We start from the raw sequence: 25,530 nt of genomic DNA on the forward strand, positions 1-25,530 counted from the left end.
GGGGGAGGAGGACGGCGGGTGCGAATTCAACCGAGAGAACAGATTCTGGCCGTGTGGCGAGCTCTGCTCGCCGCGTGCTGGGATGGTCGGCACTGGCGCTGGAACGAGGAAGCGGACACCAACGCCCTCAGCGACTCCCAACAGCTGCTGTGCCTGCTCTACCCCGCCACCGAGATCGACCTCTTCGCGCTGGCCGACCCGGATCGTATCCCGGACGACGTCGCCGGGGTGCTGGAGCCGGTCGGGCGAAGGAGCCAGTTGGGCGAATTCATCGTCTCGTTGCTGGCGCAGTATCTCGAGCGCAACACCGACGAGCACGGTGCACCGAGCTTCGCCGCGGGCGACCACCTGCGCGGCGAACCAACCGACGCACAGCGGCGAATCGAGGTGGTCGGCTCGTATGCGATGTCCCTGACCGTCTGCCTGAGTGGTCTGCGGTTCCTGCAGGACTGCCGCGCCAGGACGCGGCCCGGCGAACCGACCGACCGAATCGATGCACTCGCCGCCCGGCTGAGCGTGCGGCTGACAGCGGCTATGACCGGGTTGATCCGAAGCTTCGTGGTCACCACCACGCACCCGAATTCGCCTGCGGGCCAAGCGATGCTCAGCATGCTGAACCAAGCCGGGCAGCCCGATCGGGTGATACAGGACAACCTACGGCGCAGCCTCGAAAGGGTGCGTACGCTGCTGCTCGGCGATGTCACCTTGGGCCGGGAAGCCGCGGCAATGGAGCTCGAGGACGACAGCATGCTCTTCGAATGCGGTTGGAGCTGGGGAATCGTACGCGGCGCCGCCGAGATCGATGGCGTCGACGCACGGATCGCGCACCGGGACGGTATCGCGGATCCGCGGCCCCACCTGTACTTCACCGTCATCGCACTGGACGCCGTCAACGACCTCGTCGCGCCGCAGATCGGTGAGCTCGGCTTGCTCGACGAGCGGCAAATCGGGCTGGCCCAGGCCTTGCGCCTCAGATGGGAGCTGGCCCAGCGGTATTGGTCGACGCTCGCCCGGTTCGGTTCCGGCACCTGGCCGCTGGAGGACCTCCCGTGGCGCACCTCGGACGGCTCGGAGTCGGACTACTTCAGTCTCCTCGTAGCGGCGGTACTGATCAAGGACCTGGCGGCGCGCACCGCCGTCGACGACGACTTGAGAAGGGCCGTCGCGATTTTCGAGGAACTTGCCGCTCGTGGACGGATCACCCGCAAGGCTCTGCTCGACGATCCTGCCGTGGGACTGCACACATCGGGTGTACGGCTGACCCTGTGGGGTAGCGAGCAAGCCGACGACGGGCCGGTGCTGCACTGGCAAGTGTCGGACTTCGCCCCGACGCTGTTGCAGCAGGTACTGCAAGCGGCCCGATTGTCCAGCAACGTCGACACCAGGGACAGACTGATGGAACTGGCCAAATCGGTGATGGACCACCTGGATCAGCGGATGCTCCGGTCTGGTGCCACCGGACTCTGGGACGACCCGGCGGGTGTCTTCGGCGGCAACGGTGCACCCGTCGTGACCGAGCCTTCCTGGTCGATCACCGAGCGAATGGTCGAATGTCTGATCGCCGCCGAGCGCATCTACCGGGAATCGCCACCGCAGTGGCCGGAACTAGCGCGGCTGGCGCGAAACCTGTTGACCATCGCCGAGCATCGATACGATCAGACCATGCTGGGGGTCGGTGTGGACGACCGATCGGCCAATCGAGCCATGCTCGACCAGGTGGAAGCACGCATCGACGCGGCGCGGCAACAGGTGCACCGCGACCCCGCCACCACGTTCGTGCACGCGATCGAGGCGTTGGGCGACCTCGAGCGGCTGTCGATCGTCCGCCGTGACGCGAGCAGGGGCACCTGAACCCGTGATCGTCTTCGCGATTTCCGACAAGGGTGGTACCGGGCGCTCGGTGACCAGCGCCAATATCGGGTACCGGATGTGTGTGATGGGGAAGAGCGTCGCCTATCTCGACTTCGATTTCGGGTCGCCGACGGCGGGGGCGCTGTTCGAGATCGACAGTGTGGAGCGCGGGGTCGCCGGTGGGACGGGGTTGCATTCCTATCTGACCGGCAATGTCGGTGTGCCTACCCGAATCGACGTGCGGCACAAGACCGATCGCCGTGAGTTGCAGCGGATGCGGATGCGCACGGGCAAGCTCGCCTTGCTGCCCGGTGACACGGGCGGCGCGGAGTTCGCGAAGGTGGACCACGATGTGGTCCGGCGATGCGCGGAGCTGCTGCTCACGACGGAGCAGGACTTCGATGTCTGTCTCGTCGACGTCAGTGCCGGTCGGTCGGTGGCATTGGAAATCGCCGTGCAGGCCACCGGATTGCCGCAGTTCGCCGCGAAGACGGTGCGCTGGTTGGTCTTTCACCGCTGGACTCGGCAGCACATCGTCGCGGCGGCCGACCTGGTCCATGGCCCGCACGGCGTGGTGGAGTCCGGGGCGGTCGCCGGACATGATCCACGGATGTTGCTGGAGAACATTCGATTCGTGCGCACCGCGGTGCCGCGATTGAGCGAGGCGACCGAAGTCTCCGACGTGCAGGCCGCGTGGCTGCACGAACAGCACGCTTGGTTGAAGCGCCTCGCCGCCGAGTACCGGATCGGCGCAGGCGCTCTGCTCGGCGAGACACCGATCGACCCGGTCTTGCAGTGGCGTGAGCAGTTGATCCTGGATATCGACGTGATGCAGGGCATCGCAAAGGAGGACACCGTCGAGGCGTTCGCCAGCTTGGCGAACCGCGTACTCTCCGAATCGATTTGGCAGCCGATGCGGTAGTCCGCGGACAGGCCATCGTGAAAGGATTCGAGCACAGTGGAATACGCCGCCGGATACAGCGAGGGGACCGACAAGCCACGGATCGCCGGGGTGCCGCTGTCCCATGTCTCCATCGAGGTGGGGCATCTCCGGATGGCGGACCTCGACAGCGGGGACGACTGGATTCGTGAGCAATTCCGCAAGGTCGTTCCGTTGGTCACCTGGTTCACCGACGCGGCGAAGGTCGAATTCGGGCCGCAGGCCCGGGTGAGCACCTGCCTGCTGGTCGATGACTATTTCCGCGCCGACACCGATCCCCGCGACGTTCTCGGCCGACTGCTCGGGTGCGCCGAGGACAAGGGACTCACCATCGACTACCTGGGACGAGAGGCGGGCTGTGCGGTCGTCCCGGCCACGGCGGAAACCTCCGAAATCGAACTGGCGCAGTCGGTTCGGGCCCGGATCGTGCCCTCGCCGGCCCGAGGCGCGACTGGTCGCAGGCCGCCGACCGACCAGTCGGGCTGGTTGTGCAACGGCACGCGCGCCTCCGACGAACCCGCGCAGGCGATGCACAACGACCCATATCAGCCGCCCGAGGAATTCGGCAGCCCCACACACTCGATCTTTCTCGACGTCGAGCTGTGGCGCGAGGCACCACGAAAGCAGCAGGGCAGCAACGAGTTATCGATCGCCTGGTCGCTGCCGTTTCTCACGTCGATCTGGCAGCTACTGCGACTGGGTCTGCTGCGCTTCCACGGCAGACCGGTGGTCGAACCGCAGCTGTGGGACCGGCAACAGCCTTGGCCGGCCAGCTGGTCGGCATTGCCCGCCGTGCTCAAACTGAACCCTCGCGCGAAACCCTTTGCCGCATACCGCTCGCTGTCGGTTCTTCCGGTGCGGTACCTGGAGGTCGAGAATGCCGTGCGGCTGATACTCGAGCACATCCGGCTCGACGACGAGGTGGTCGAGCAGCTCGTTCGCCGTGCTGCTCAAGAGCAGGTCTCGTTGCCGCGCAGGAGCATCGAACGCCTGAATTACCACCTGGTGGACGGACGCTGACGTGCACGAACCCAACGATCCGGCGGACCATCGGCTGCCCGTAATACTGGGGGAGACGCACACGTGCCTGCTGCCGACGGCAAAACCCCTGCGGCGCAACGATCTGGACCAGCTGCTCGACCTGATGCCGGGCCACCCGGTGGACTGGCGGGAGCGCCCGATGTCCCGCGCGGTCTCGCCGGACATCGTCACGGGCGTGGACTGCGAACTGGCCGCCCCCGGGCACGCCGCGGTGCGGGCGATCGGCACGGTGGCCAACCGTGCCGTCGTGCTCGGTGGCCGCGTGCTACAGAGCTCGACGCAGGCGAAAGTCGTTGCCGCGGAGTGGCCTGAGCGGCGGGTGTGGTCGCATTACCTCAGCCGGGTCGGGGTGCTGGAGGTACTCACCAAGGTCACTGCCGAGACGAGCAGCAGACTGACGGCTGGTCTCTTGGCCGGTGGACCACCGGCCCCGGACGTCCTCGATCTCGGGTCGATAGCCCATCGACTACTCGGGCGAATCACCATGGACCCACTCCTGGACCAGCGAGCCCCGCTGCGGTCCAGCACCACTCACCTGAGATGGGCAGCGCGCAGCGGTGACGTCGAGCAGACCCAAGTCGCTTTTCGCGTGCTCAACGACACGGACCGCACCGCCGAGATCACCGTGCGCGACGCGGACGAACTGGCTGCCGCGCAGCAGTTCTGCGAAGACCTCGCCGCCCACGACTGGCTGCTGACGGTCCTCAGGGCAACCCTCGAAAAGTCCGACCTCTGCGACCCGGGGACACCCGAATCAACCGCGCTGTTAGCCCCGGCACTGCACCACCTCGCCCACCTCTGGGCGCCCGGCGCGCACACCCCCACCCCGCTTCGCGCGCTGTGGAACCCACTGGAGACCGAACCCGGCTTCACCGCAGATCGGCAAATCCTGGTCGACGAGCTCCGCAACCGCGTGCTGGTAGGCGCCTTGGACGCGAACCGGCAGGCAACGATCGGCACAGCCCCCTGACAGTCAGCGGTCCGCCCGTTCGAGATCCTTGCGCAGATACTCCGCAGTGACGGACTTCTTGTCCGCGGCCAGTTGCTCCGGTGTGCCTTCGAACAGCACCTTGCCGCCGTGACGTCCCGCGTCCGGCCCGAGATCGATGACCCAGTCGGCGTATTTGACGACCTCGAGATCGTGCTCCACCACGATGACCGTGTTTCCTTCGTCGACCAGGCGATCGAAGAGGGTGAGCAGCCGGTCGACGTCAGCCATGTGCAGGCCGGTGGTCGGCTCGTCGAAGACGAACACCGTGCCGGTGTCCTGGAGGCGGTGCGCCAACTTGAGCCGTTGCCGCTCACCGCCCGACAAGGTCGAGAGTGGTTGCCCCAGTGTCAAATACGCCAGACCGACTTCTTGGAGCATCGCGAGCTTGGCGGTCACCTTGTCTTCGGTGAAGTAGGACAAACCGTCCTCGACGGTGAGTCCGAGTACCTCGGCGATGTTCTTGCCACGTAGCGTTTTTTCCAGCGCCTCGTCCCGATACCGGCTCCCCGCACACACTTCGCAGGTCACCGTGACCGGATCCATGTAGGCGAGGTCGGTCTCGATCACGCCGCGTCCCTTGCACGCTGGGCAGGCGCCGGTCGAGTTGAAGCTGAACAGGCCGGGGTCGGCATCGTTGGCTTTGGCGAACAGGCTGCGGACGGTGTCCATGATGTCGACATAGGTCGCCGGCGTCGATCGCGAGGAGATGCCGATGCCCGACTGATCGACCATGACCGCATCCGGGTGCTGCGCGGCGAAAGCCCCTGAGATGAGCGAACTCTTACCGGAACCCGCCACACCGGTCACCGCGGTGAGCACCCCGGTGGGGATGCGCACGGAGACGTTCTGCAAGTTGTTCAGCGACGCCTTGCTGATCTCCAGCGAGCCGGTCGGTTCCCGGACCTTGTCTTTCAATCCGGTGTGTTCACGCAGCCTTCGGCCGGTGAGGGTCTTGGCTTGCCGGAGTTGCCGGTAGGTCCCCTCGAACACGATCTCACCGCCGTGCGACCCGGCCCCCGGCCCCATGTCGACGATGCGGTCGGCGACGGCCATGACGTCCGGATTGTGTTCCACCACCAGCACGGTGTTGCCGTTGTCGCGCAACTGCGCGAGAAGTTCGTTGAGCCGGTGCACATCTCGGGGATGCAGGCCGACGCTGGGCTCGTCGAAGATGAAGGTCAGATCGCTCAGGCTGCTGCCGAGATGGCGGACCGTCTTCAGCCGCTGGCCCTCACCGCCGGACAGGGTGGAGGTCTCGCGGCCGAGGCTGAGATAGCCCAGTCCGATCGATTCCAGCCGCGACAGTGCCGTGATGGCTGCCTGCACAACAGGTTTGGCGACTCGATCGTCGATCTTCCCCAGCTCGACGATCAGTTCGCTCACCTCCATGTCCGCGTAGTCGGCGATGTTCTTGCCGTTGATCTTGGACGCGAGCGCGGCCTTGTTGAGCCTGCCGCCGCCGCAGACATCACACGTGCTGGTCCGCACTACCTGCTCGACGTCCTTGCGCTCCTTGTCTTTCAGCGCATCCAAGCCGTTCTTGAGATAGCGACGATTGAACCGGACGACGATGCCCTCGTATTCGTTGGAGTGCGTCACGTCCTTACCGGGGCGCCGGACCTTGAAACCCCCGCCGTGCAGCAGCTTGTCCCACTCCGCGGCGGTGAACTTCCGCAATGGCTTGTCGGGATCGAACAGGCCGGATTCCGCGTAGGTGATCCACGGATAGCCGCCGACCGCGAACAGCGGCGACTGGATGGCGCCCTCGTTCAACGACTTCGACTTGTCGAGGAGCAGGTCGAGGTCGAGTCGCGCGGTGCGGCCGAGTCCCTCGCACTCGGGGCACATGCCCTGCGGAACATTGAACGAGTACATGGTCGACTCGCCCGCGCTGGGCTTGCCGTGCCGCGAGAACAGCACGCGCAGAATGGGATTGATCTCCGTCATGGTGCCGACGGTCGAGCGGGAGCTGCCGCCGATCTGGCGCTGGTCGACCACGATCGCGGTGGACAGATGCGACATGCCCTCGGCGTGTGGCCGCTCGTACTTCGGCAGCCGGTTGCGGATGAACCAGGGGAACGTCTCGTTGAGCTGGCGCTGCGATTCGACTGCGATCGTGCCGAATACCAGCGACGACTTCCCGGAACCCGATACACCGGTGAAGACGGTCAGCCGCCCCTTCGGGATCTCCAGCGACACGTTCTTCAGGTTGTTCTCTCGGACGCCTTGCAGCGTAATGCTGTCGTTCGCTTGCCGTCCGGTTCGATCCGACATCTCCACTCCCCTCAGCGTAGGCAAGTAGTTTCCAAATGGAAACTATACCAGGACGTCGACCTCATAGTCGGCTACCCATTCCGCGAGACGAATCGGCGTCTCGTTGTATAGCCCCCTTTCCTGCATGGACGAGGCACCCTCGACCGGCGCGTTGAGATGCTGGTCCAGCGCGTCGAGATCGAACAGCGGCAAGGCCGGTGAACTCGGCTCCGCAACGATCTTGCCGAGTATCTGTTTGATCGCCCGGTCGTACCCGGGGTCCTGAGTGGAGGGATAGGGAGCTTTGCGCCGCTGCACAATGGACTTCGGCAGCAGATCCGCGGTCGCGGCGCGCAGCAGGCTCTTCTCCCGCCCGTCGAATGTCTTCATCGACCACGGCACATTGAAGACATACTCGACCAGCCGATGGTCGCAGAACGGGACACGCACCTCGATACCGCTGGCCATGCTCAGCCGGTCCTTGCGATCCAGCATTACCGGCAGCCATCTCGTGAGATTCAGATAGCTCGCGGTCCGCATCCGCCGGTCGTGCCCGGTTTCGCCGGTCAGGTGCGGCACTTCTCGAAGAGCCGTGTGGTACTGGTCGGCGATGTATTCCCCAAGATTCAGTCGCGCCGTCAGATCCGGATTCAGGAACGCCGTGGATTGCTCGGTGATCGACCGCTCGCCGAGCGCGTGCCAGGGGAAAGTGTCGGCCTGCACGGCTTTCTCGTCGTGGAACCACAGGTATCCGCCGAAGACCTCGTCCGCGGATTCGCCGGAGAGGGCAACGGTGGATTGCTCCCGCACCGCACGGAACAGCAGGTAGAGCGATGGACCGAGATCGCCGTCACCGAACGGCAGATCCCACGCGCGCGAGACCGCCGACCGGATGTGCGGGGCCACCAGATCCGCGTTGTTCAGCAGGATCGTCTGATGGTCGGTGCCGACGTGCCGCACCAACTCCGCCGCGAACGGCTGGTCGGGCGCTTCGCGCAGCGGCTCCGGCGCGAAATTCTCCACCTGGCCTTCGAAATCCACCGAGAAGCTGCGGATCCGCCCCCCGCCGTCGGCGTCGAGCCTGCGCTGCGCCAGGGCGGTCAACGCGCTCGAATCCAGACCGCCGGACAGCAGCGTGCACAGCGGAACGTCGGCGACCAGCTGACGAGAAACAATGTCTTCCAACAACCCGCGCACCGCGCCGACGGTCGCGGGAATGTCGTCGGTGTGCGGCCGAGATTCCAGTTCCCAATACTTCTCCTCGGTCCGCCGGCCATTGCGAACCCGGAGGATATGCCCGGGACGCACCTCGTACATGCCGTCGAGCGGTGTCTGCCCGGGAACCCGGACAAAGGACAGCACGTCGCGCAGCCCATCGAGGGTGAGCGCCGCCCGGCTTTCCGGATGGGCCAGAATCGCTTTCGGTTCGGACCCGAAGAGCACCCCGGCGGGGGTCGGGTAATAGAACAGCGGCTTGACGCCCAACCTGTCCCGGTACAGCAGCAATTCCTCGACGCGGCTGTCCCAGATCGCGAAGGCGAACATGCCGTTGAGTCGTCGCACGAAATCCGCGCCCCATTCGAGATAGGCGCGTAGGACGACCTCGGTGTCGCTTCGCGTCCTGAAGCGGTGACCGTGTGCCGTGAGCTCGTCGCGAAGTTCGGTGAAGTTGTATACCTCACCGCTGTAACTGATCGCGGCCAGCGGCGTGCCGTCGGGCAGCGTCTCCGGCGTGACCATCGGCTGTCGGCCACCGTCGAGATCGATCACCGAGAGTCGCCGATGCCCCAGGGCGCAATGCGGCTGTAGCCACAGTCCCTCGTCATCGGGACCGCGGAAAGCCATGGTGTCCACCATGTGCTGGAGAACCGGGCGCTCGGCAGTGCGATCACGATCGAAATCTGCCCAACCGGCGATTCCACACATCGTCTTATCCTTTCGCTGTCGTCACGCGAGGGTCGCCCACACGGTCTTCGGTTCGAGATATGCGTCGAGCCCGGCCCGGCCCATTTCCCGGCCGACACCGGACGCTTTGACACCGCCGAAGGGCGCGGCCGGATCACCCGGCGCCCACGTGTTGAGATAAACCGAGCCCGCGTGCAGGCGTGCGGCGAGAGTGTGTGCGTCGCTGAGGTTTCGGGTCCAGACCCCGGCCGCGAGACCGTAGTCGGTGGCATCGGCCAAGTGCACGGCTTCGTCGATGCTGTCGAAGGGAGCGGCCACCAGCACCGGTCCGAAGATCTCCTCGCGGCAGATCCGCATGTCCGGTGCCACATCGGTGAAAAGCGTTGGGCGAACGAAGTAGCCGCCATCCGGTTCGGATGCGGGGACCTCGCCGAACGTCAGTGTCGCCCCCTCGGTGACCCCGTCGCGGAGGTAGCCGCGCACCCGGCGGTACTGCTCGGCCGAGACCACGGGCCCGCACTCGGTGGCGGGATCGAGTGCCGGACCGACCTGCGCGGTCTTCGCCCGTGCCGACAGTCCCTCGATCACCTCGTCGAACACACTCCGGTGCACGTACAGCCTGGAGGCGGCGTTGCAGGCCTGGCCGGTATTGAAGTAGATCCCTTGATAGCTCCCGGCAATCGCGGCTTCGAGATCAGCGTCCGGCAGGATGATGTTCGGGCTCTTCCCGCCGAGCTCCAGCGTCACCCGCTTGAGCTGCGCCCCGGCCTTCGCGCCGATTTCGCGCCCCACCGCGGTGGACCCGGTGAACACGATCTTGTCGACACCGGGGTGATCGACCAGTGCCGCACCGGTTTCGCCGTCGCCGGTCAGCACGTTGACCGTTCCTGCCGGGAAACCGGCGGCCTCGATCAGCTCGGCGAGGCGCAGCGCGGTCAGCGGCGTCTGCTCGGCGGGCTTGAGCACCACCGTGCAGCCGGCGGCCAGCGCGGCACCGAGCTTCCAGGCGGTCATCAACAGCGAGAAGTTCCAGGGAATGATCTGGGCGCACACCCCGACCGGTTCTTTCCTGGTGTAGCACAACGTATTCGGCACCGCGACGGGGATCGTCTCGCCCTCGATGCGCGCGGGCCAGCCGCTGAAGTAGCGAAACTGAGCGGCCGCCGCCGGAACATCCAGCGCGCGGGTCATCGTGATGGGCTTGCCCGCATCGAGGGATTCGAGCTCGGCGAGCTCGTCACCATTGCTCTCGATGAGGTCGGCGAGACGGGCGAGCAGCAGGCCGCGATCGGCGGCGGAAAGGCGGCTCCAGGGTCCGTCGAGTGCGGCACGGGCCGCGGTTACGGCGGCCGTGACATCGGCAGATCCCGCGTGCGCGATCTGCGTGATGTGCTCGCCGGTGGACGGATCGATCGTGCTGAACGTCCGCCCGCTCGCCGCTGCGACGAAGGCACCGTCGATATACAGCAGCTGTGCACGGGACAGGAAGTCGCGGGCGGCGTCGCCCACGGTGTTACCTGAGGTATTCACGAGTCCTCCCGGTCCGCGTCAGAAGCGGTCGATGACGGTGATGCCGTTGGTGGTGAAATCGCTCATTGCGGAGAGGACTTCCCCGGCCTGGTCGAGAGAGACGGTGCGCTGCACCAGGGTCTGCGGCGCGAGCTTGCCGGACGCGACGAGCGAGAGCAGCTGCGGGTAACTGGAATGCGGATTGCCGTGCGAGCCAACGATCGTCAGCTCACCGATGGTGATCGCGTCCACGGGGAGCGCGATCTCACCGGCATCCGCCGCGCTGGTCAGCCCGACCTGGACGTGGCGACCGCGTTTACGCAGCGAGCGTACGGAATTCACCACCGTCGCGCGGGTGCCGAGTGCGTCGATCGAGACGTGCGCACCGCCGCCGGTGAGATGCTGTACCGCGGTGGGCACGTCCTGCTCGACGCTCGCGTCGATGGTGTGCGCTGCACCCTGTTCCTTGGCGAGTGCCAGCTTGCTCGCGTCGATGTCCACCGCGACCACGGAAGCTCCTGCCGCACCGGCGATCTGCACGGCCGCCAAGCCGACGCCACCGACACCGTGCACCGCGACCCACTCGCCGGGACGGACCTGCCCCTGCTCGGTGACCGCGTGGAAGGCCGTCATGAAGCGGCAGCCGATGGCACTGGCCGCGACGGACGGGAGCTCGTCCGGTAGGTGGACACAGTTGAAGTCGGCGTTGGGGATTCGCACATACTCGGCGTAACCGCCGTCGCACCAGAAGCCCAGCACCTGCATGTTGTCGCACACATTGGCGTGCCCTGACCGGCAGTACGCGCAAGTGCCGCAAGCCAAGTGGAACGGTGTGGTGACCCGGTCGCCGACCCGCACACCGCGGACCTCGGGGCCCACGGCGCGCACCGTGCCGACGATCTCGTGACCCAGCGTGCGCGGCAACGCGACCTGCCCGCCCATCCAGCCCCAGTCGCCCATCCAGGCGTGCCAGTCGCTGCGGCAGATGCCGGTGGCGAGGACTTCGAGCACCACGCCGTCCGGTTCCGGTGCGGGATCAGGGATTTCGCGTAGTTCGAGTGGGGCACCGTACTCGACGATCTGTGCCGCTTTCATGGTCGCCCCCTTTCAGGAGATACGGACGGGGAGTGTGTCCAGTCCCCGGGTGATGTTGTTCGGCGTCCGGATGGGGTCGCCGGCGAGCTCGACCGTGGTCGCCCGTTTGGCGAGCGCGACGAACAACGCGTGCGCCTCCATCGAGGCGAGGGTGCGGCCCGGGCAGTTATGCACGCCGAAGCCGAAACCGACGGTGTCGGCCGGATTGCGGTCCGCCTGGAAACTGTCCGGGTCGGGGTAGTGGCGTTCGTCCCGATTCGCGGCGGCATAGGAGACCAGGACCCGGGCGCCTTCGGGAATCGTCATGCCCTCGACCTCCCGGTCCGCGGTGGTGACCCGGGAAAAGTGCTGGATCGGCGTCTCGAGCCGGACGCCTTCCAGGAACGCGCCGGGGACGAGCTTCGGGTCCTGCCGGACGGCCGCCCACTGGTCCGGGTGCTGAGCCAACAGCCAAAGGGTGCTGGCCACCCCGGCGATGGTGGTGTCCAATCCCGCGCAGGCGTACGCGCTCATGGTCATCAGGGCTTCGTTCTCGCTGATCTCCCCGCGATCGGCCGCCTCCCAGACGATTTGGCCGAAGCTGTCGGGCAGCAGCTTGTCCGGCGTCGCGTCGGTGACGAGATACTGCATCAGCGCCTGCACGTCGGGGAAGGTCGACAGCTGACGTTCACCGGGCGGTCCGAAGTAGTTGAAGGCGCCGAGTGCCCAGACCAGAATCTTGTCCCGGTTCTCGTCCCGGGGAAAGCCGATGAGGTCCATCACGATGTCGACCGGTAGCTTGGCCGCGAAATCGGTGACACCATCGAAGGTTTCGCGCTGCATCAGATCATCGACCAGCTGGTCGGCCAGGTGCTCGATATTGCCCGCGACCTTGCGCACATACTTGGGTCGCAGGGCGTCATCGAGGACCTTGCGTACCGCGCGGTGTCGCGGTGGGTCCATGGAAAGCAGTGAGCCATCGGAGAGTTCGTTGGCGGTGGGGTTCATCGCGATGCCCTGGGCGGAGCTGAAGCCCTCCCAGTCGACGAGCGCCGCGCGCACCTGGTCGTAGCGGAACAGGCCGTACAGGTCGTGTTCGGTCATATGGACGACGGGGCCCAGGTCTCGCAAGGTCCGGTAGCAGGGGGCGGGGTCGAGCAGCGCTTCGGTAGCGAAGAGATCCAGATCGGTCTCGGCCGCGGCAATTTCGGTGGTGGTCACGGCTGGTCCTTTCCGGCCAGATCGTAGAAGCACAGCCGGGGACCGGCTTCCGGCCGCGTGTACATCCGGCGACAGGTCAGGTCGGACTTGGCGAACACGTCGAACCAGGCGGCGCGGTCGCGGGGGAGACCCTGCCCGGTCAACACGTGGATGAGGAAGAAGTCGTCGTCGTTTTCCCTGCTGTCGTACCGGATTTCGGGTTCACCGATCAGCAAGATCTTCAGATCGGGGAATGTCGCCCCGATCTCGTTCAACAGGTCGATGACCGCCTGCTCCCCGTGCCGGAAGTGCTCGTGCAGCGCGCTCATCATGCACAGCCCGTCGGCCTCGAAGCACTCCTTCGGCCAGGTCTTCGGGGCGAAGGCGTCGCCGACGACGAACTGGACCCGGTCCGCGACGCCGGAGGTACGGGCGTGCTCGTTGGCCACGGCCACGGCGTCGGCATCGATGTCCAAGCCGATACCGGTGAGCGAGGGGTCGCGCAGGCAGGCGTCCACCACCAATTGCCCGCCACCGCAGCCGATGTCGAGAATGCGCTGGACATTGCGGCCGCGCATCGCGGTGAGCAGGGTCGGTGTGTGGAAGGCGGAGAACAGGGTGTCACAGTGCGCGCCGAGTTTCCCGCCGTCACGGACCACGTCCTTGCCGTAGACCGCTTTACCGGTGAGCAGGTCGCCGGTCCGGCTAGTCACCATGCCGTACGCGTCGACGTAGACGCCGAGGCGGGCCAGGGAGACATCGGTGGTGAGGAACTCGCCGAGACGGGTCAGAAAGTACTCCTCGCCCCGGGTTTCGAGGATGCCGCGATTGACCAGGTAGCGCAGAAAGCCGGGTCCCATATCGGGGTCGATGCCGGCGAGCAGGCCGTCGGCGGGGTTCCGCGGGCCGGAGCGGAGACGCTCCAGCAGCGGGGTGTCGGCAATCGCCCGTACCGCGTGACAGACGTGCATCGCACTGATCATCTCGGGCAGATCGGACAGGGTGAAGGCCTGCCACTCTCTGCGCTGTTGCTCGTCGGTGAGTTCGATGATCTCCGGACGGTGGTCGGTGATCGTCATTGTTGTTCCTTTCGAAGACGTTGTCGCCGAGTGCTATTCGGCAACCGCGTAGGCGTGCCGGGCGCGCGGGCTCGCGGCCGCTCGGACGAACTCCTGGTCCGCGGTGAACCCGGCCGCGCAGACCCGGCCCAGCGAGTACGCGGGCACGAGTTCCACCTCGTGGCCTCGCTGTTCCAACTGCTGGACGACGGCCGGATCGCAGGTCTCCTCGGCCACCAGCACACCGGGCCGGTGCGCGTGCGGGGTGAACGACGCGGGCACCTGATCGGTGTGGAAGGCGGAGGTTTCGGTCGCGCTCTGGAAGTCGAGGCCGAAGTCGGCGACGTTGAGGAAGAACTGCAATGTCCACTGGTCCTGCCGGTCACCGCCGGGGGTGCCGAAGGCGACGAACGGGCGGCCGTCGCGCAGCACGACGCTCGGGCTGAGGGTGGTGCGCGGTCGTTTGCCGGGCGCCAGCGAGTTCGGGTGGCCTTCGGCGAGGTAGCCGCACTGGCCGCGGGTGCCGAGCGGAAAGCCGAGACTCGCGATCGCGGGCGAACTCTTCAGCCAGCCACCGCTGGGAGTGGCGGCGACCATGTTGCCGTGCCGGTCTACGGCGGTGACGGTGACGGTGTCGCCCTTCGTCGTGGTTTCCTGCAGGATCGTCGGTAATCCGTTGCGCAGCTGCGACATCCACTCGGAGTCGGCTTCCGGATATTCCAGCGCGGCCCGTTCGGGAATGAACGAGGTGCGCCCGCCGGGCGAACCGGGCCGAAGATCCAGCGCGGCCCGCGGGCCGACCAGTTCGCGCCGCTGCTTGGTGTAGTCCTCGTCGAGCAGCCCGGCCAGCGGCACGTCACTGAAGGCTGGATCGCCGTACCAGGCTTCACGATCGGCCATCGCGAGCTTCGTGCACTCGATCACGGTGTGTATGTAGTCGGCGCTGCCGGGACCCATCTTCGCCAGATCGAATCCGTCGAGCAGCGCGATCTGCTGCAGGAACACCGGCCCCTGCGACCACGGTCCCGGCTTGAAGACCTGGTACGGGCCGTAGCCGTGGCTCGGTGCGGTCTCCACGGTCGCCTGCCATCCGGCAAGATCGTCCGCGGTCAGCAGCCCGCGGTGCCGCCGGCCGGTGGCGTCCAGCATCGGCCCGCCCGCCAGGAACTCCGAGATCTCCTCTGCTACAAAGCCTTTGTAGAAGGCGTCGTGTGCGGCCTGGTACTGGGCTTCGCGGTCGGTGGACGCGGACTCCGCCGCCTTGATCAGACGTTGATAGGTGTTGGCCAGCGCCGGATTACGGAAGCGGCTGCCCGCAGCGGGTGCCACGCCGCCTTTCAGGTAGGTCTGGCCTGATCCGGTCCACTCGTCGCGGAACAGCGGAGCGAGCACGTCGATGGCCCGCGCGGTCTCGGGCAGCAGCGGAAAACCGTTGTCCGCGTAGCCGATCGCGGGTTGCAGCACGTCGGCCAGGTGCATGGTGCCGAACTCGGCGAGCAGCCGCATCCAACCGCCGAACGCGCCGGGCACGCAGGCGGGCAGCAGGCCGGAGCCGGGGATGCTGCGCAGCCCGAGCTCGGCGAAGGTGCCGATGCCGATCGCGCGGGGCATCGGCCCCTGCCCGCAGATCGCTTGCACGTCATCGCGTCCGGCCTGGTGCGCCACGAGGGACAGGTCGCCGCCGAGGCCGTTGAAGTGTGGTTCCACCACCTGGAGCACGAATCCGGCGGCGGCCGCGGCGTCGAACGCGTTGCCGCCGTTGGCCAGAATGCGCATGCCCGCCGCGGAGGCAAGCCAGTGGGTACTGGCCACGGCACCGGTGGTCCCGGTCAGCTCGGGCTTGGATGGAGGCATGGGGGGACTCCCTACGATTTCGAATGCGTTATCGACGCACGAATAAGAATTCGACGTTTGATCGACTCGAATGTGGTTATTCGTCGTCGAATATGTGCAGACCGGGTGCGAGGAGGCCACTCGGGTCGTAGCGGGTTTTCGCGGCCCGGAACGCCGTCCATTTGTCGCCGTAATGGGCACGCCAATCCTGCGCGGTGAAGCGCAGCGAGCCGATCGGGTAGAGCACGGCGCCGTATTCCGCCCGCGCGTGCGCGAACATTCGGTCGTTGCGGTCGAGCATTTCCTCGATGAACGCCGGATCGATGCCGGGGGTCTCGGCCACGGTGTTGATGTCGAGGACGAACACCCAGTCGGATCCGTTCGCCTCGGGCACCGGCGGGTACGGCCTGGTCAGGTGCGAACGCCGTTGCGGGTAGAGCAAACTGATCCCGAACGGCCCGATATCGCGGGCGGTGAGTTGCGACTGGACCTCGGCGACATAGTCCTCGACCACGGCGCCGGACAGCCACACGTCGTACCAGGGCTTGACGAGCCGGTCCCAGTTCACCGTTTCCCGCATACCGTCGACCAGCGTGTCGATCTTGTACACGTACTCCAGGTAGCTGGTGTCATCGATGAGCGGCGCGGTGGTCAGGCCCTCGGCGGCGACCTGATCGTCGGGCGGGGTGGCCGGATCGTAAAGGACTGTCGCGTAAAGCCGATGGGTCGGCTCCGACTCCGGCGAGTACAGCTCGGCATAGACATGGTCGATGACCGGTCGCTCGATGAGCGTGCGCACGTCGCGGAAGAAATCGGCGTTGTCGGTGTACTCCAGCACGTAGGTGCGGGCCCGTTCGGTCGCGGGCACGAGGTCGAGCACGGCCTTGGTGATGATGCCGCACTGGCCGAGGCCGCCGAGCACCGCCTCGAACAAGTCGGGTTTGCGCTCGGCCGAGCAGCGTTCGATGGCGCCGGTCCCGGTGACGACCTCGAGTTCGCGCACGTGATCGACCTGGAGGCCGGTGTTCAGCGCGCCGACCAGGCCGCCGAGACCGCCCACCGAGAGGGTGCCGCCGACAGTCAGCGAGGTGTATCCGGTGACGGCGGGCGGGGTGAGTCTCGGTGTTCGTTCGTAGGCGGCATCGACGAGGTCCTTCCACAGGATTCCCGCGTCGACCTCGGCGACGTCCTTGCCGATGGCGTGGATTCGATTGAGGTACCGGTTCTCGATGACCAGTCCGTCGGACAGGCCCTGGCCGAGGGTGGTGTGCGCCTGGCCGCGCACCGACACGCTGATGTCATGGGCGCGGCAGAAGCGGACCATCGCGGCGATGTCGTCCGCCGAGCGCGGCCGCAGTACCGCAGCGGGCTTGTGGCTGGTGATGTTTCCGAGGTCGGTGGCGACCGCCGCGCGGGACTCGTTGTCGACGAGCAGCTCGCCAGCCAGCGCGGGCGCGTCGGCGAACGACGCACTGGCCGCGGTGCCGGTGACCCAGTTGCGCTCGATCGGATCGAAGCCGATGACCGCCGATTTCTCGGACAGATCCGCGCGGCTCACCGCTTCGGCTCCCGTCCGGCGTGATCGGCTCGGCGACCGAGAAATTCGACGCTCGTCAGCGAGCGTATTGTGCCGGCGCTGATATCAGGCACGGCAAACTCCTTTCGACGCAATGGTTGTGGGCGGTGCCAGCACGCTGGCTGCGGCCCATTCCAATACGTCGAACATAACCGGACCGTAGGGTCCGGCACATTCATGGAACTTTCAAATTACCTTCAAAACCTCTTGAAGCCGTACATAACTCGCAGCTTCACGAGGAGATCGGCGCAGGCTGTCCGGCCGCGTGGATGGCCTCGGCCACTTTGCCGCAGAGTTCGGCGAACACGGCCTGCTCGTCCGGGGTGAGCACGGACTCGGCGATCCTGGCGTTGTCCCGCCGGCATTCGGCCGCGCGGTCGAGGAACTCGAGCCCGGCCGCGGTGAGCGAGGTCGTCTGCTCCCGCCGGTCGGTGCCGAGCGCCGCCTGCGCCACCAGATCCTGATCCTTCAGTACGCGAAGGGCTTTGGACATCGTCGGGCGCGAGACGCTCAACGAATCGCTCAGGGCCGATGGTGTCATCGGGCCGCGTAGCCGCAGCATTTCCAGCACGTCGTACTGCTGCCAGGTCACCCGCTCGGGTGTCGTCCTGGTGCGGCGCGCGACCAGGACGCAGGTCAGGTGGGCCAGCGCGTTCTCGATCCCGGCCTGCCAGTCGAGTACTTCGCTGTGCTGGTCTTCGTCAGGGGGCACTGGTCTCTCCTCACCGGGACGGATTTGATTTCTGATTGGAAACTGGTTGGCTTGATTTCCGGCTGGAAACTAGTTTACGGTAGTGACACCAACTCGTACTCTGTCACACAGAAGGAGTGGTTATGGGCACCCTTGGCTTGCGCCCTTCGACCGTGGGGTGGTTCGAGATCACCGCCGCCGAGCCCGTCCGAAGCAAACAGTTCTACCAGGATGTATTCGGCTGGCAGCTAACATCTTTCGGCGACGAACCCGACTATTACACGATCACCGCGCCCGGTGCGGCGGCGAGCATGGGCGCGTTGCGCCGTGGCAGCCGCGACGCGTTGTGGATCAGCGTCGTCTGCGAGGATGTCGCGGCGACCATCCCGCAGCTGGAATCGTTGGGCGCCAAGATTATCGAGCCTCCGGCGCGTACGCCTGCGGGCGACATTCACGCGGTGATCACCGACGTGCAAGGCAACCAGCTGGGTCTGTTCGAACCCGTGGCGCGCAAGGACTCGCGCCCCACGCCGGTGCCGAACGGGACGGCCTGGTTCGAGATCGGGACAACGGATCTCGCGGCGACGCGCAAATTCTACGAACAGGCCTTCGGCTGGACCTACGAGCTGGACGAAGCGGCCGAAGGCGCGATCTACTACGCCGTCACGCCCGGCGGGGCCGAGGAGCCGATCGGCGGCACGATGGATGTGTCGGCACTGCCGAACCCGACCGACTACGCGATTCCCGGACTGCTCGTCACCGACGTCCCGGACCTGCTCGCGCGCTGTGAACAGGCCGGCGGCCAGCGGGTAATGGATCCGTTCTCCGACGCGAAGGGCCTGGTCATCGGGCAGTTCACCGATCCGTTCGGCAACCGGTGGACCGCCTTCGCGCAGCCGTCCGACGACTGAGGATCGACCGAGCCGTACCGGAGGGGAAGTCATGCCTTTCGCCGTCTACGTGTTGGGCCTGGGCGTTTTCTGCCTCAACACCACCGAAATCATGGTTGCCGGACTGATTCCCGGCATCTCGAGCGACCTCGGCGTGTCCATCGCCGCCGTCGGTTACCTCGTCTCCATCTTCGCCTTCGGCATGGTCGTCGGCGGTCCGATCCTGATCGTCGGGCTTTCGAAGGTGGCACAGAAGAAGTCGCTCATCTGGCTACTCGTGGTGTTCGTCATCGGACAGACGATCGGCGCACTGGCACAGGACTATTGGGTGTTGGTAGTGGCGCGGGTGATCACCGCGCTGGCCGCCTCGGCGTTCTTCGGCGTCGGTGCCGCGGTCTGCGTGCGACTCGTCGGCGCCGAGCGGCGCGGCCGGGCGATGTCGGTGCTGTACGGCGGGATGATGGTCGCCCAGGTGGTCGGCTTGCCGCTGGCCACCTTCATCGAGCAGCATTTCGGGTGGCGGGCCAGCTTCTGGCTGGTCGACCTGCTGGCGGTCGCGTGTATAGCCGCGGTCGTACTGCTCGTTCCGTCCGGCGGCAACGCCCAGACGCTGGACTTCCGCGCCGAGATCCAGGACTTCCGCAACCTGCGACTGTGGGGTGCGTATGCCACCAATGCCCTCGTCATCGGGTCGGTCGTGGCCGGATTCACTTATCTCTCACCGATTTTCACCGATGCCACGCACTTTGCGCCCGCGACGGTGCCGGTGCTGTTCGGCGTGTACGGGATCGCCACGGTGGTGGGTAACGCCGTTGTCGGGCGGTTCGCGGATCGCTACACCCGGCCGATCCTGTTCGGTGGCCTCATCGCATTGATGCTGGTGCTGGCCGCGTTCGCGCTGTGCGTCGAGTACAAGGCGCCCACACTCGTGGCGACCGTGCTGCTCGGCCTGATCGGTCTGCCGCTCAACCCGGCCATGGCGGCCAGGGTGATGTCGGTGTCGAACGAGGGTGCGCTGGTCAACACGGTCAACGGCTCCGCCATCAATATCGGCGTGGTGATCGGTCCGTGGCTCGGCGGCATCGGGATCAGTGCCGGGCTCGGCCTCACGGCACCATTGTGGATCGGTGCGGGGATGGCCTTGCTCGGCCTCCTCACGCTGATACCCGACCTGATGCACCGCGCGCACGGCTCCGAAGACGTTGTGCTGCGCAAGGTGCCGGCAGCGGAAGCGGGCAAGAGTTCGTAGCGGCTGCCGATTCGGTTGCCACGTCTGATTTTTCGCGTAGCGGGCTGTTCACTACAGCCCGCGCTGGACGCGTACCCACTCGCACTCTCGTATGCCGTTGTGCGTCAGGGTAACCGGATGGTCGACTGCTAAACCCGAGGTGAGCACATTATTTCGGAAAACACCGATAACTGTTCTCTGACAACGATTTAAGAGTTTCTTGAATCCCATTTGATTGCCCGGACGTCGCCGTCGGCCGAGTATGGAAAGTGCTGGGACGAATCCCTCCCGCCTCCTGCGGTGAGGGGCCCACCACGAGCACATTCGCGACGGAAAGGCATCCGATGCACGGGCTTGACATCGCGCCGAGATTTCACCACCTCGCCATCCAGACCGACGACGTGGACTCCACGATCAGGTGGTACCAGGAATTCCTCGGCGCCACCGTGGAATGGTCGCTGGCCAGCTTCTCCCCGCTCACCCTCGAGCGACTGCCGGGAATCGAGAAGCTGGCCGAGCTGAAGAAGGGAGACGTCCGTTTCCACGTCTTCGACCGGGCCGGGCACAGCAAGGACACACCGGACCCGCTCGGCTATCAGTATCAGCACGTCGGGATCACGGTGGACCGGGCCGAAGACCTGGTAGCGCTGCGGGAGCAGTGGCTGAAGGCCCGGGAGGCCACCGACATCCACTGGACCAGGGACGACCCGCCGTCCGACATCGTCACCGACCCGGACGGGATGCAGAGCCTCTACGTCCTCGACCCCAACGGCCTCGAGCTCGAGTTCGTCTATTTTCCGGGAGCGGGATCGTGAGCATCGGCCATAGATACGATTCTGTCGCGTCGGGCAAGCATCGCCCGCCCGCGCTGACGCCGCGGCTGCTGTTCATGCCGCCGCTCGGACATTCCTTCGAAACATCCTCGGACACAGCCGAAGCCGAGGTGGCCGAGCGGGAGCTGCCGGAGTACGACCTCTTCGGTACCCGGCCGGTCGAGGAGGAGCGGCTGTTCTGGTACCGCTGGATCGCGGGGCACCAGCTCTCGTTCCTGCTGTGGCGGGCGATGTGCGACGTGGTGTGGCACCACCCCGAAGACGACGGGCCCGACGAACGCGAACTCGACCTCCTGACCACCTGTGTCGACGGGTACAGCGCCATGCTGCTCTACTCGTCCACCGTTCCTCGCGACCACTACCACGCCTACACCCGAGTGCGAATGGCGTTGCAGCACCCGGCTTTCAGCGGCACCTGGGCGCCGGATTACCGGCCGGTCCGCCGCCTCTTCCGCGGCAAGATGCCCTGGCAGGCCGACCCGGCGTGCACGGCGCTCGACGAAGCCGTCGCGCGTAACGAGGTCACGCACAGCCATATCGCCGATCATCTTGTGCCGGACGGTCATTCACTGTTGCAGAAGTCCGCGGGCGCACCGGGGGTGAGCGTGTCGCGGGAGAAGGAAGATCTCTACGACAATTTCTTCCTGACCGTCCGGCGCCCCGTGAGCCACGCCGAGTTCGTCGCGCAGCTCGACTCCCGCATCGCCGAACTCGCTGCGGATCTGGAGTACAACGGGCTGTATCCCAATGTCGACGGACGCCACCACCCGGTCGTCGCCAACCAGTCGGGTGGCGTGATGAAACCGCTGGTAACCGGCGTTCTCGACGTGATGGACCGGGCGGCCCGGCTGGTATCGGACATGCGACTCGAGGAGGCGCGCCGATGAAGCACGGCATCGTCCTGTTACCCGAGCACGAGTGGAAGATCGCCGCCGATCGCTGGCGCGCCGCCGAGCAACTCGGTTACCAGCACGCCTGGACCTACGACCACCTGATGTGGCGCTGGCTCGCCGACCGGCCGTGGTACGGCTCGATACCGACCCTTACGGCCGCCGCGACCGTCACGAATACCATCGGCCTCGGTGTCCTCGTGGCCACCCCGAACTTCCGGCACCCCGTCGCGCTCGCCAAGGAACTCGTCACCGTCGACGACATCGCGGGCGGGCGGTTGATCTGCGGACTCGGTTCCGGCGCACCGGGATTCGACGCGAGCGTGCTCGGCGGGCCGGATCTCGGCCCGCGTGAACGCGCCGATCGATTCGAGGCGTTCGTCGAACTGCTGGACGCAGTGCTTGCCCGCGGCTCCGTGACAAAGGTGTCACGCTGGTACACCGCATCGGGCGTGAACTTCCACCCGCGCGCCGACGAGGCGCCGCGCCTGCCCTTCGCCGTGGCCGCGACCGGGCCGAGGGGCATGGCGCTGGCCGCCAGGTATGCGCGGTATTGGATCACGTCCGGACCGCCCAACGACTTTCGCATGCGGCCGTTGCGCGAGGTTGTTCCCTTGTTGCGAGACCAGGTGCGCGGCATCGACGCCGCGTGCGAGCGGGCCGGCCGTGACCCGGCCGGCCTGGGCAAGCTGTTCGTCGCCGACGCGGCGGCGGGCGGGATCACCAGCTCGCTGGCCGCCTACGAGGACGCCGCGGGTGAGCTCGGCGAGGTCGGCATCACCGATCTCGTCGTGCACTGGCCCCGGCCCGACCAGCCGTATCAGGGCGACGAGCAGGTCATCGTCGATTTCGCCGAGAAGCACCTAGGGGGTGAGTGATGCGAGTGACGACAGTGGACATGTTCGGCGCCTCGCCGGGCCGGGGCAGCACCCTGGACGTGCTCATCCCCGCGGGCCCGCCCGACGACGACGTAGTCGCGGCGGCCGCCGCCCATGCGCGCCACAGCAATTCGACCGAGACGGCGCTGGTCAGCGAGTGCTCCCGTGCGCAACGGACCTTCGGCTCGCGAATCTTCAATGCCGAAGGGGAAACTCCGTTCGGCACACACTCGCTCGCCGGTGTGGCCGCCAGGCTGGTCCGGGCCGGCCACCTCGAACCCGGTGAGGTCGGCCGGACCGCCGAGGTCGGCTGCCAGTGGTTGTGGACCGACGGCAGCGAGGTGCGCGTGCCGTTCGACGGACCCGCTGTGCGCGAGCAGATTCCGCATGACCCGACGGTGTTCGGGTGGCCCGTCGGCACACCGCACGCCGGTGGCGTCGGCCGAGCCTTCAACTTCGTGCGCGTCACCGAGGACCCCCGAGCATTGCCGGTGCCGGATCTCGAGCGGATGCGGGAACTGGGACTCACCGATCTCACCGCCTTCCGCTGGGATCCGGATCGGCACGAGGTGCTCGCCCGCGTCTTCGCGCCGGGGTTCGGCATTCCGGAGGACGCCGGATGTCTGCCTGCCGCAGCGGCACTCGGGCTCACCGCCCTGGGCTTGGCCGCAGACGAGGCACCCGTGACGGTCCGACAGGTAACGGGACACGGGAGCGAGTCGGTCTTCGGCTGCACCGGTTCGATCCACGGCGCCACTGCGAGCGTGCGGATCACCGGCCAGGTGTGGGCTACCGCGAGTGACGAGAAAGCGAGTGAGGCATGACGATTCGGCCGGAGTCACTGACCGTGCCGAGCACGGGAATGCTCGAGGAGGCGCGGCGTCGCGACGATCTCGATCCACTCACCGAGTACGCACTGGGGTTCGCCACCGACGGCGCCATCCACCTCAACGGAAACTCGCTCGGCCCGCCGCGGGAAAGCCTCGCGGGCGAACTGGACCGCGTGGTCACCGATCAGTGGGCGCCCCGCCAGGTGCAGGCCTGGTTCCGGGACGGCTGGCTGGACCTACCGCGCACCGTCGGCGACAAGCTGGCTCTGCTGCTCGGCGCGGGCCCCGGGCAGATCATGGTGGCCGGCGAGACGACCTCGACAACATTGTTCAACGCGCTGGTCGCCGCTTGCCGCCTGCGGCCGGACCGCCCGGTGCTGCTGATCGAGGCCGAGTCGTTCCCCACCGACCTGTACATCGCGAGCTCGGTGGCCCGGCTGCTGGACCGCGAGCTCGTCGCCGAGTCGCGGACCGGCTTCGACGCCTACCTGCGCGAGCACGGTCAGCAGGTCGCTGCGGCGTTGGCCGCACCCGTGGATTTCCGCACGGGAGACCGGCGGGAGATCCGGCCGACCACCGCGCTGTGTCACGCCTCAGGCGCGCTGTCGGTGTGGGACCTCAGCCATGCGGCGGGCGTCCTCCCGGTGGACCTCGACGCGAACGCGGTCGACCTCGCCGTCGGCTGCGGCTACAAGTACCTCGGCGGCGGGCCCGGCGCACCTGCTTTCCTCTACCTTCCCGTTCGATTCCAGTCGACCGTGGACTTCCCGCTGACGGGATGGCACGGGCACGCCAGGCCGTTCGAGATGGGTCCGGCCTTCGAGCCGGCCACCGATATCGATCAGGCCCGCACCGGCACACCGCCACTGCTCAGCCTCGCCGCCCTGAACCATGCCCTCGCCCCACTGGTGGAGGTGGGCATCCACGCATTGCATCAGCGCACCAGGGAGCTCAGCGAGTTCTTCCTGGAGTGCCTGACGGAGCGTGACCCAGAACTGTTGCGCTGCCTCGCATCTGCGCGAGACGCGGACCGCCGCGGTGGCCATCTCGCGCTCCGGGTGCCCGACGCCGACGCCGTCGAACGGGCGCTCGCCGACAGCGGCGTGCACGTCGACTCGCGGCCGCCCGATCTGATCCGTTTCGCCTTCGCGCCGCTGTACGTGACGCACGAGCAGGTGTGGCGCGCGGTCGACGCGCTCGGCCGCGCCGTGGAAGGACTGCGATGACCAGCGCCCCGGAGTATCTCGCCCCCGAGTACGTCACCTACGCGCACATGGACGAGCTGCACGAGTTGCAGCGTCCGCGCAGTGCAGCCCGCGGCGAGCTGAACTTCATCCTGATCAGCCACGTCAAAGAGCTGTTGTTCCGCGCGGTGATCGACGATCTGGACACCGCCCGCCGGGCGCTGGAACGCGACGATGTGCCCGACACCTGTCTGGCACTGTCCCGGTCGGTCCGCACGCAGCGGGTCCTGGTGGCCTGCTGGGAATCGATGAACGGCATGTCGGTCGACGAGTTCGTAGCCTTCCGGCACGTTCTCAACGATGCGTCCGGCACCCAGTCCTTCGCCTACCGTGCCCTGGAGTTCCTGATGGGGAACCGGCCGGAAGGCCAAGTGGCGGCGGCTTTCCGAGATGGCCACCCCATGCTGCGGGCCGAGCTGGGCAAGCCGTCGCTGTACGACGCGGTATTGCAACACCTTGCACGGCAGGGTTTTTCGGTTCCGGCCGAGTGCCTGGCGAAACCGCCTGCCGAGCAGCACGAGTCGAATCCGCTCGTGGAGGACGTGTGGCTCGACATCTACCGGCAGCCGGACCGGTATCGCGACGCGCACCGGCTCGCGGAGAGCCTGCTGGAGGTCGCCTATCAGTTCTCCCATTGGCGGGCAACGCATCTGCTGGTGGTGGAGCGGATGCTCGGCGGCAAGAGCGGCACGGCAGGCACCGACGGTGCACCGTGGCTGCGCGCCATCAACGAACACCGCTTCTTCCCGGAGCTGTGGACATTCCGCACCCGGCTGTAGACGCGGCCTCAGAGAAATCACCGACTGCTGGAGGAA

The 25,530-nt window shown here is 66.7% G+C and carries 21 protein-coding genes; 12 read left to right on the forward strand and 9 right to left on the reverse strand.

What is annotated here, in order from left to right; genetic code table 11:
• The first annotated feature begins 18 nt into the window (after positions 1–18).
• Genes DMB37_RS35680 through DMB37_RS35695 form a run of 4 tightly spaced genes read left to right on the forward strand, consistent with a single transcriptional unit; the run spans position 19 to position 4,802 of the window.
• Positions 19–1,851 carry an SCO2524 family protein gene (locus DMB37_RS35680; protein WP_240771805.1) on the forward strand — a complete coding sequence of 611 codons (1,833 nt, stop codon included), beginning with the start codon at positions 19–21 and terminating at the stop codon, positions 1,849–1,851.
• A gap of 4 nt (positions 1,852–1,855) precedes the next feature.
• Positions 1,856–2,773 (forward strand): SCO2523 family variant P-loop protein, encoded by a 918-nt coding sequence (locus DMB37_RS35685; protein WP_135236461.1) that lies wholly within the window; start codon positions 1,856–1,858, stop codon positions 2,771–2,773.
• Positions 2,774–2,809: 36 nt separating this feature from the next.
• Positions 2,810–3,811, forward strand: coding sequence for an SCO2522 family protein (locus DMB37_RS35690; protein ID WP_135236462.1), 1,002 nt, complete (start codon positions 2,810–2,812; stop codon positions 3,809–3,811).
• A 1-nt stretch (position 3,812) separates the two neighbouring features.
• The gene (locus DMB37_RS35695; protein WP_135236463.1) at positions 3,813–4,802 is read left to right on the forward strand and encodes an SCO2521 family protein; all 990 of its coding nucleotides are present in this window, start codon (positions 3,813–3,815) and stop codon (positions 4,800–4,802) included.
• Positions 4,803–4,805: 3 nt separating this feature from the next.
• Here DMB37_RS35695 and DMB37_RS35700 read toward each other — a convergent pair whose 3' ends face one another.
• The 9 genes from DMB37_RS35700 to DMB37_RS35740 form a co-directional block, all read right to left on the reverse strand.
• Positions 4,806–7,097 carry an excinuclease ABC subunit UvrA gene (locus DMB37_RS35700; protein ID WP_135236464.1) on the reverse strand — a complete coding sequence of 764 codons (2,292 nt, stop codon included), beginning with the start codon at positions 7,095–7,097 and terminating at the stop codon, positions 4,806–4,808.
• Positions 7,098–7,139: 42 nt separating this feature from the next.
• On the reverse strand, positions 7,140–9,002 hold the full coding sequence (asnB, locus tag DMB37_RS35705; protein ID WP_135236465.1) for an asparagine synthase (glutamine-hydrolyzing): 1,863 nt from the start codon (positions 9,000–9,002) through the stop codon (positions 7,140–7,142).
• A 21-nt stretch (positions 9,003–9,023) separates the two neighbouring features.
• Positions 9,024–10,511, reverse strand: coding sequence for an aldehyde dehydrogenase family protein (locus DMB37_RS35710; RefSeq protein ID WP_135236466.1), 1,488 nt, complete (start codon positions 10,509–10,511; stop codon positions 9,024–9,026).
• An 18-nt stretch (positions 10,512–10,529) separates the two neighbouring features.
• Positions 10,530–11,585 (reverse strand): zinc-dependent alcohol dehydrogenase family protein, encoded by a 1,056-nt coding sequence (locus DMB37_RS35715; protein WP_135236467.1) that lies wholly within the window; start codon positions 11,583–11,585, stop codon positions 10,530–10,532.
• Positions 11,586–11,597: 12 nt separating this feature from the next.
• A complete protein-coding gene (locus DMB37_RS35720) occupies positions 11,598–12,785 on the reverse strand; it encodes a cytochrome P450 (RefSeq protein ID WP_135236468.1) in 1,188 nt (395 codons plus the stop codon).
• Complete coding sequence (locus DMB37_RS35725; protein WP_135236469.1) at positions 12,782–13,843, reverse strand: class I SAM-dependent methyltransferase; 1,062 nt, start codon at positions 13,841–13,843, stop codon at positions 12,782–12,784. The genes DMB37_RS35720 and DMB37_RS35725 overlap by 4 nt, the downstream gene beginning before the upstream one ends.
• A 33-nt stretch (positions 13,844–13,876) precedes the next feature.
• Entirely contained in the window at positions 13,877–15,676 is a 1,800-nt protein-coding gene (locus DMB37_RS35730) for a gamma-glutamyltransferase family protein (RefSeq protein WP_135236470.1), read from the reverse strand.
• Between the two features lie 76 nt (positions 15,677–15,752).
• Positions 15,753–17,213 carry an FAD-binding protein gene (locus DMB37_RS35735; protein WP_135236471.1) on the reverse strand — a complete coding sequence of 487 codons (1,461 nt, stop codon included), beginning with the start codon at positions 17,211–17,213 and terminating at the stop codon, positions 15,753–15,755.
• A 250-nt stretch (positions 17,214–17,463) separates the two neighbouring features.
• Positions 17,464–17,943: a MarR family winged helix-turn-helix transcriptional regulator gene (locus tag DMB37_RS35740; RefSeq protein WP_135236472.1), complete on the reverse strand. Its 480-nt coding sequence runs from the start codon at positions 17,941–17,943 to the stop codon at positions 17,464–17,466.
• Positions 17,944–18,065: 122 nt separating this feature from the next.
• Here DMB37_RS35740 and DMB37_RS35745 point away from each other — a divergent pair, with 122 nt between their 5' ends.
• From DMB37_RS35745 to DMB37_RS35780, 8 genes are all read left to right on the forward strand, one after another.
• Complete coding sequence (locus DMB37_RS35745) at positions 18,066–18,833, forward strand: VOC family protein (protein WP_135236473.1); 768 nt, start codon at positions 18,066–18,068, stop codon at positions 18,831–18,833.
• Positions 18,834–18,864: 31 nt separating this feature from the next.
• Positions 18,865–20,061: an MFS transporter gene (locus DMB37_RS35750; RefSeq protein WP_135236474.1), complete on the forward strand. Its 1,197-nt coding sequence runs from the start codon at positions 18,865–18,867 to the stop codon at positions 20,059–20,061.
• A gap of 323 nt (positions 20,062–20,384) precedes the next feature.
• Positions 20,385–20,855 (forward strand): VOC family protein, encoded by a 471-nt coding sequence (locus DMB37_RS35755; RefSeq protein ID WP_135236475.1) that lies wholly within the window; start codon positions 20,385–20,387, stop codon positions 20,853–20,855.
• Positions 20,852–21,760, forward strand: a complete 909-nt coding sequence (locus tag DMB37_RS35760) for an L-tyrosine 3-hydroxylase (RefSeq protein WP_240771806.1) — start codon at positions 20,852–20,854, stop codon at positions 21,758–21,760. Before DMB37_RS35755 ends, DMB37_RS35760 begins: the two co-directional genes overlap by 4 nt.
• Positions 21,757–22,641: an LLM class flavin-dependent oxidoreductase gene (locus tag DMB37_RS35765; protein ID WP_135236476.1), complete on the forward strand. Its 885-nt coding sequence runs from the start codon at positions 21,757–21,759 to the stop codon at positions 22,639–22,641. The genes DMB37_RS35760 and DMB37_RS35765 overlap by 4 nt, the downstream gene beginning before the upstream one ends.
• Positions 22,641–23,465, forward strand: coding sequence for a PhzF family phenazine biosynthesis protein (locus DMB37_RS35770; RefSeq protein ID WP_240771807.1), 825 nt, complete (start codon positions 22,641–22,643; stop codon positions 23,463–23,465). Before DMB37_RS35765 ends, DMB37_RS35770 begins: the two co-directional genes overlap by 1 nt.
• Positions 23,462–24,697, forward strand: a complete 1,236-nt coding sequence (locus tag DMB37_RS35775; protein WP_240771808.1) for an aminotransferase class V-fold PLP-dependent enzyme — start codon at positions 23,462–23,464, stop codon at positions 24,695–24,697. The genes DMB37_RS35770 and DMB37_RS35775 overlap by 4 nt, the downstream gene beginning before the upstream one ends.
• A complete protein-coding gene (locus DMB37_RS35780; RefSeq protein ID WP_135236478.1) occupies positions 24,694–25,494 on the forward strand; it encodes a tryptophan 2,3-dioxygenase in 801 nt (266 codons plus the stop codon). Before DMB37_RS35775 ends, DMB37_RS35780 begins: the two co-directional genes overlap by 4 nt.
• Positions 25,495–25,530: the final 36 nt, after the last annotated feature.

Origin of the sequence: Nocardia sp. CS682, from assembly GCF_004634405.1 — a bacterium.
GTDB classification, from domain to species: domain Bacteria; phylum Actinomycetota; class Actinomycetes; order Mycobacteriales; family Mycobacteriaceae; genus Nocardia; species Nocardia ninae.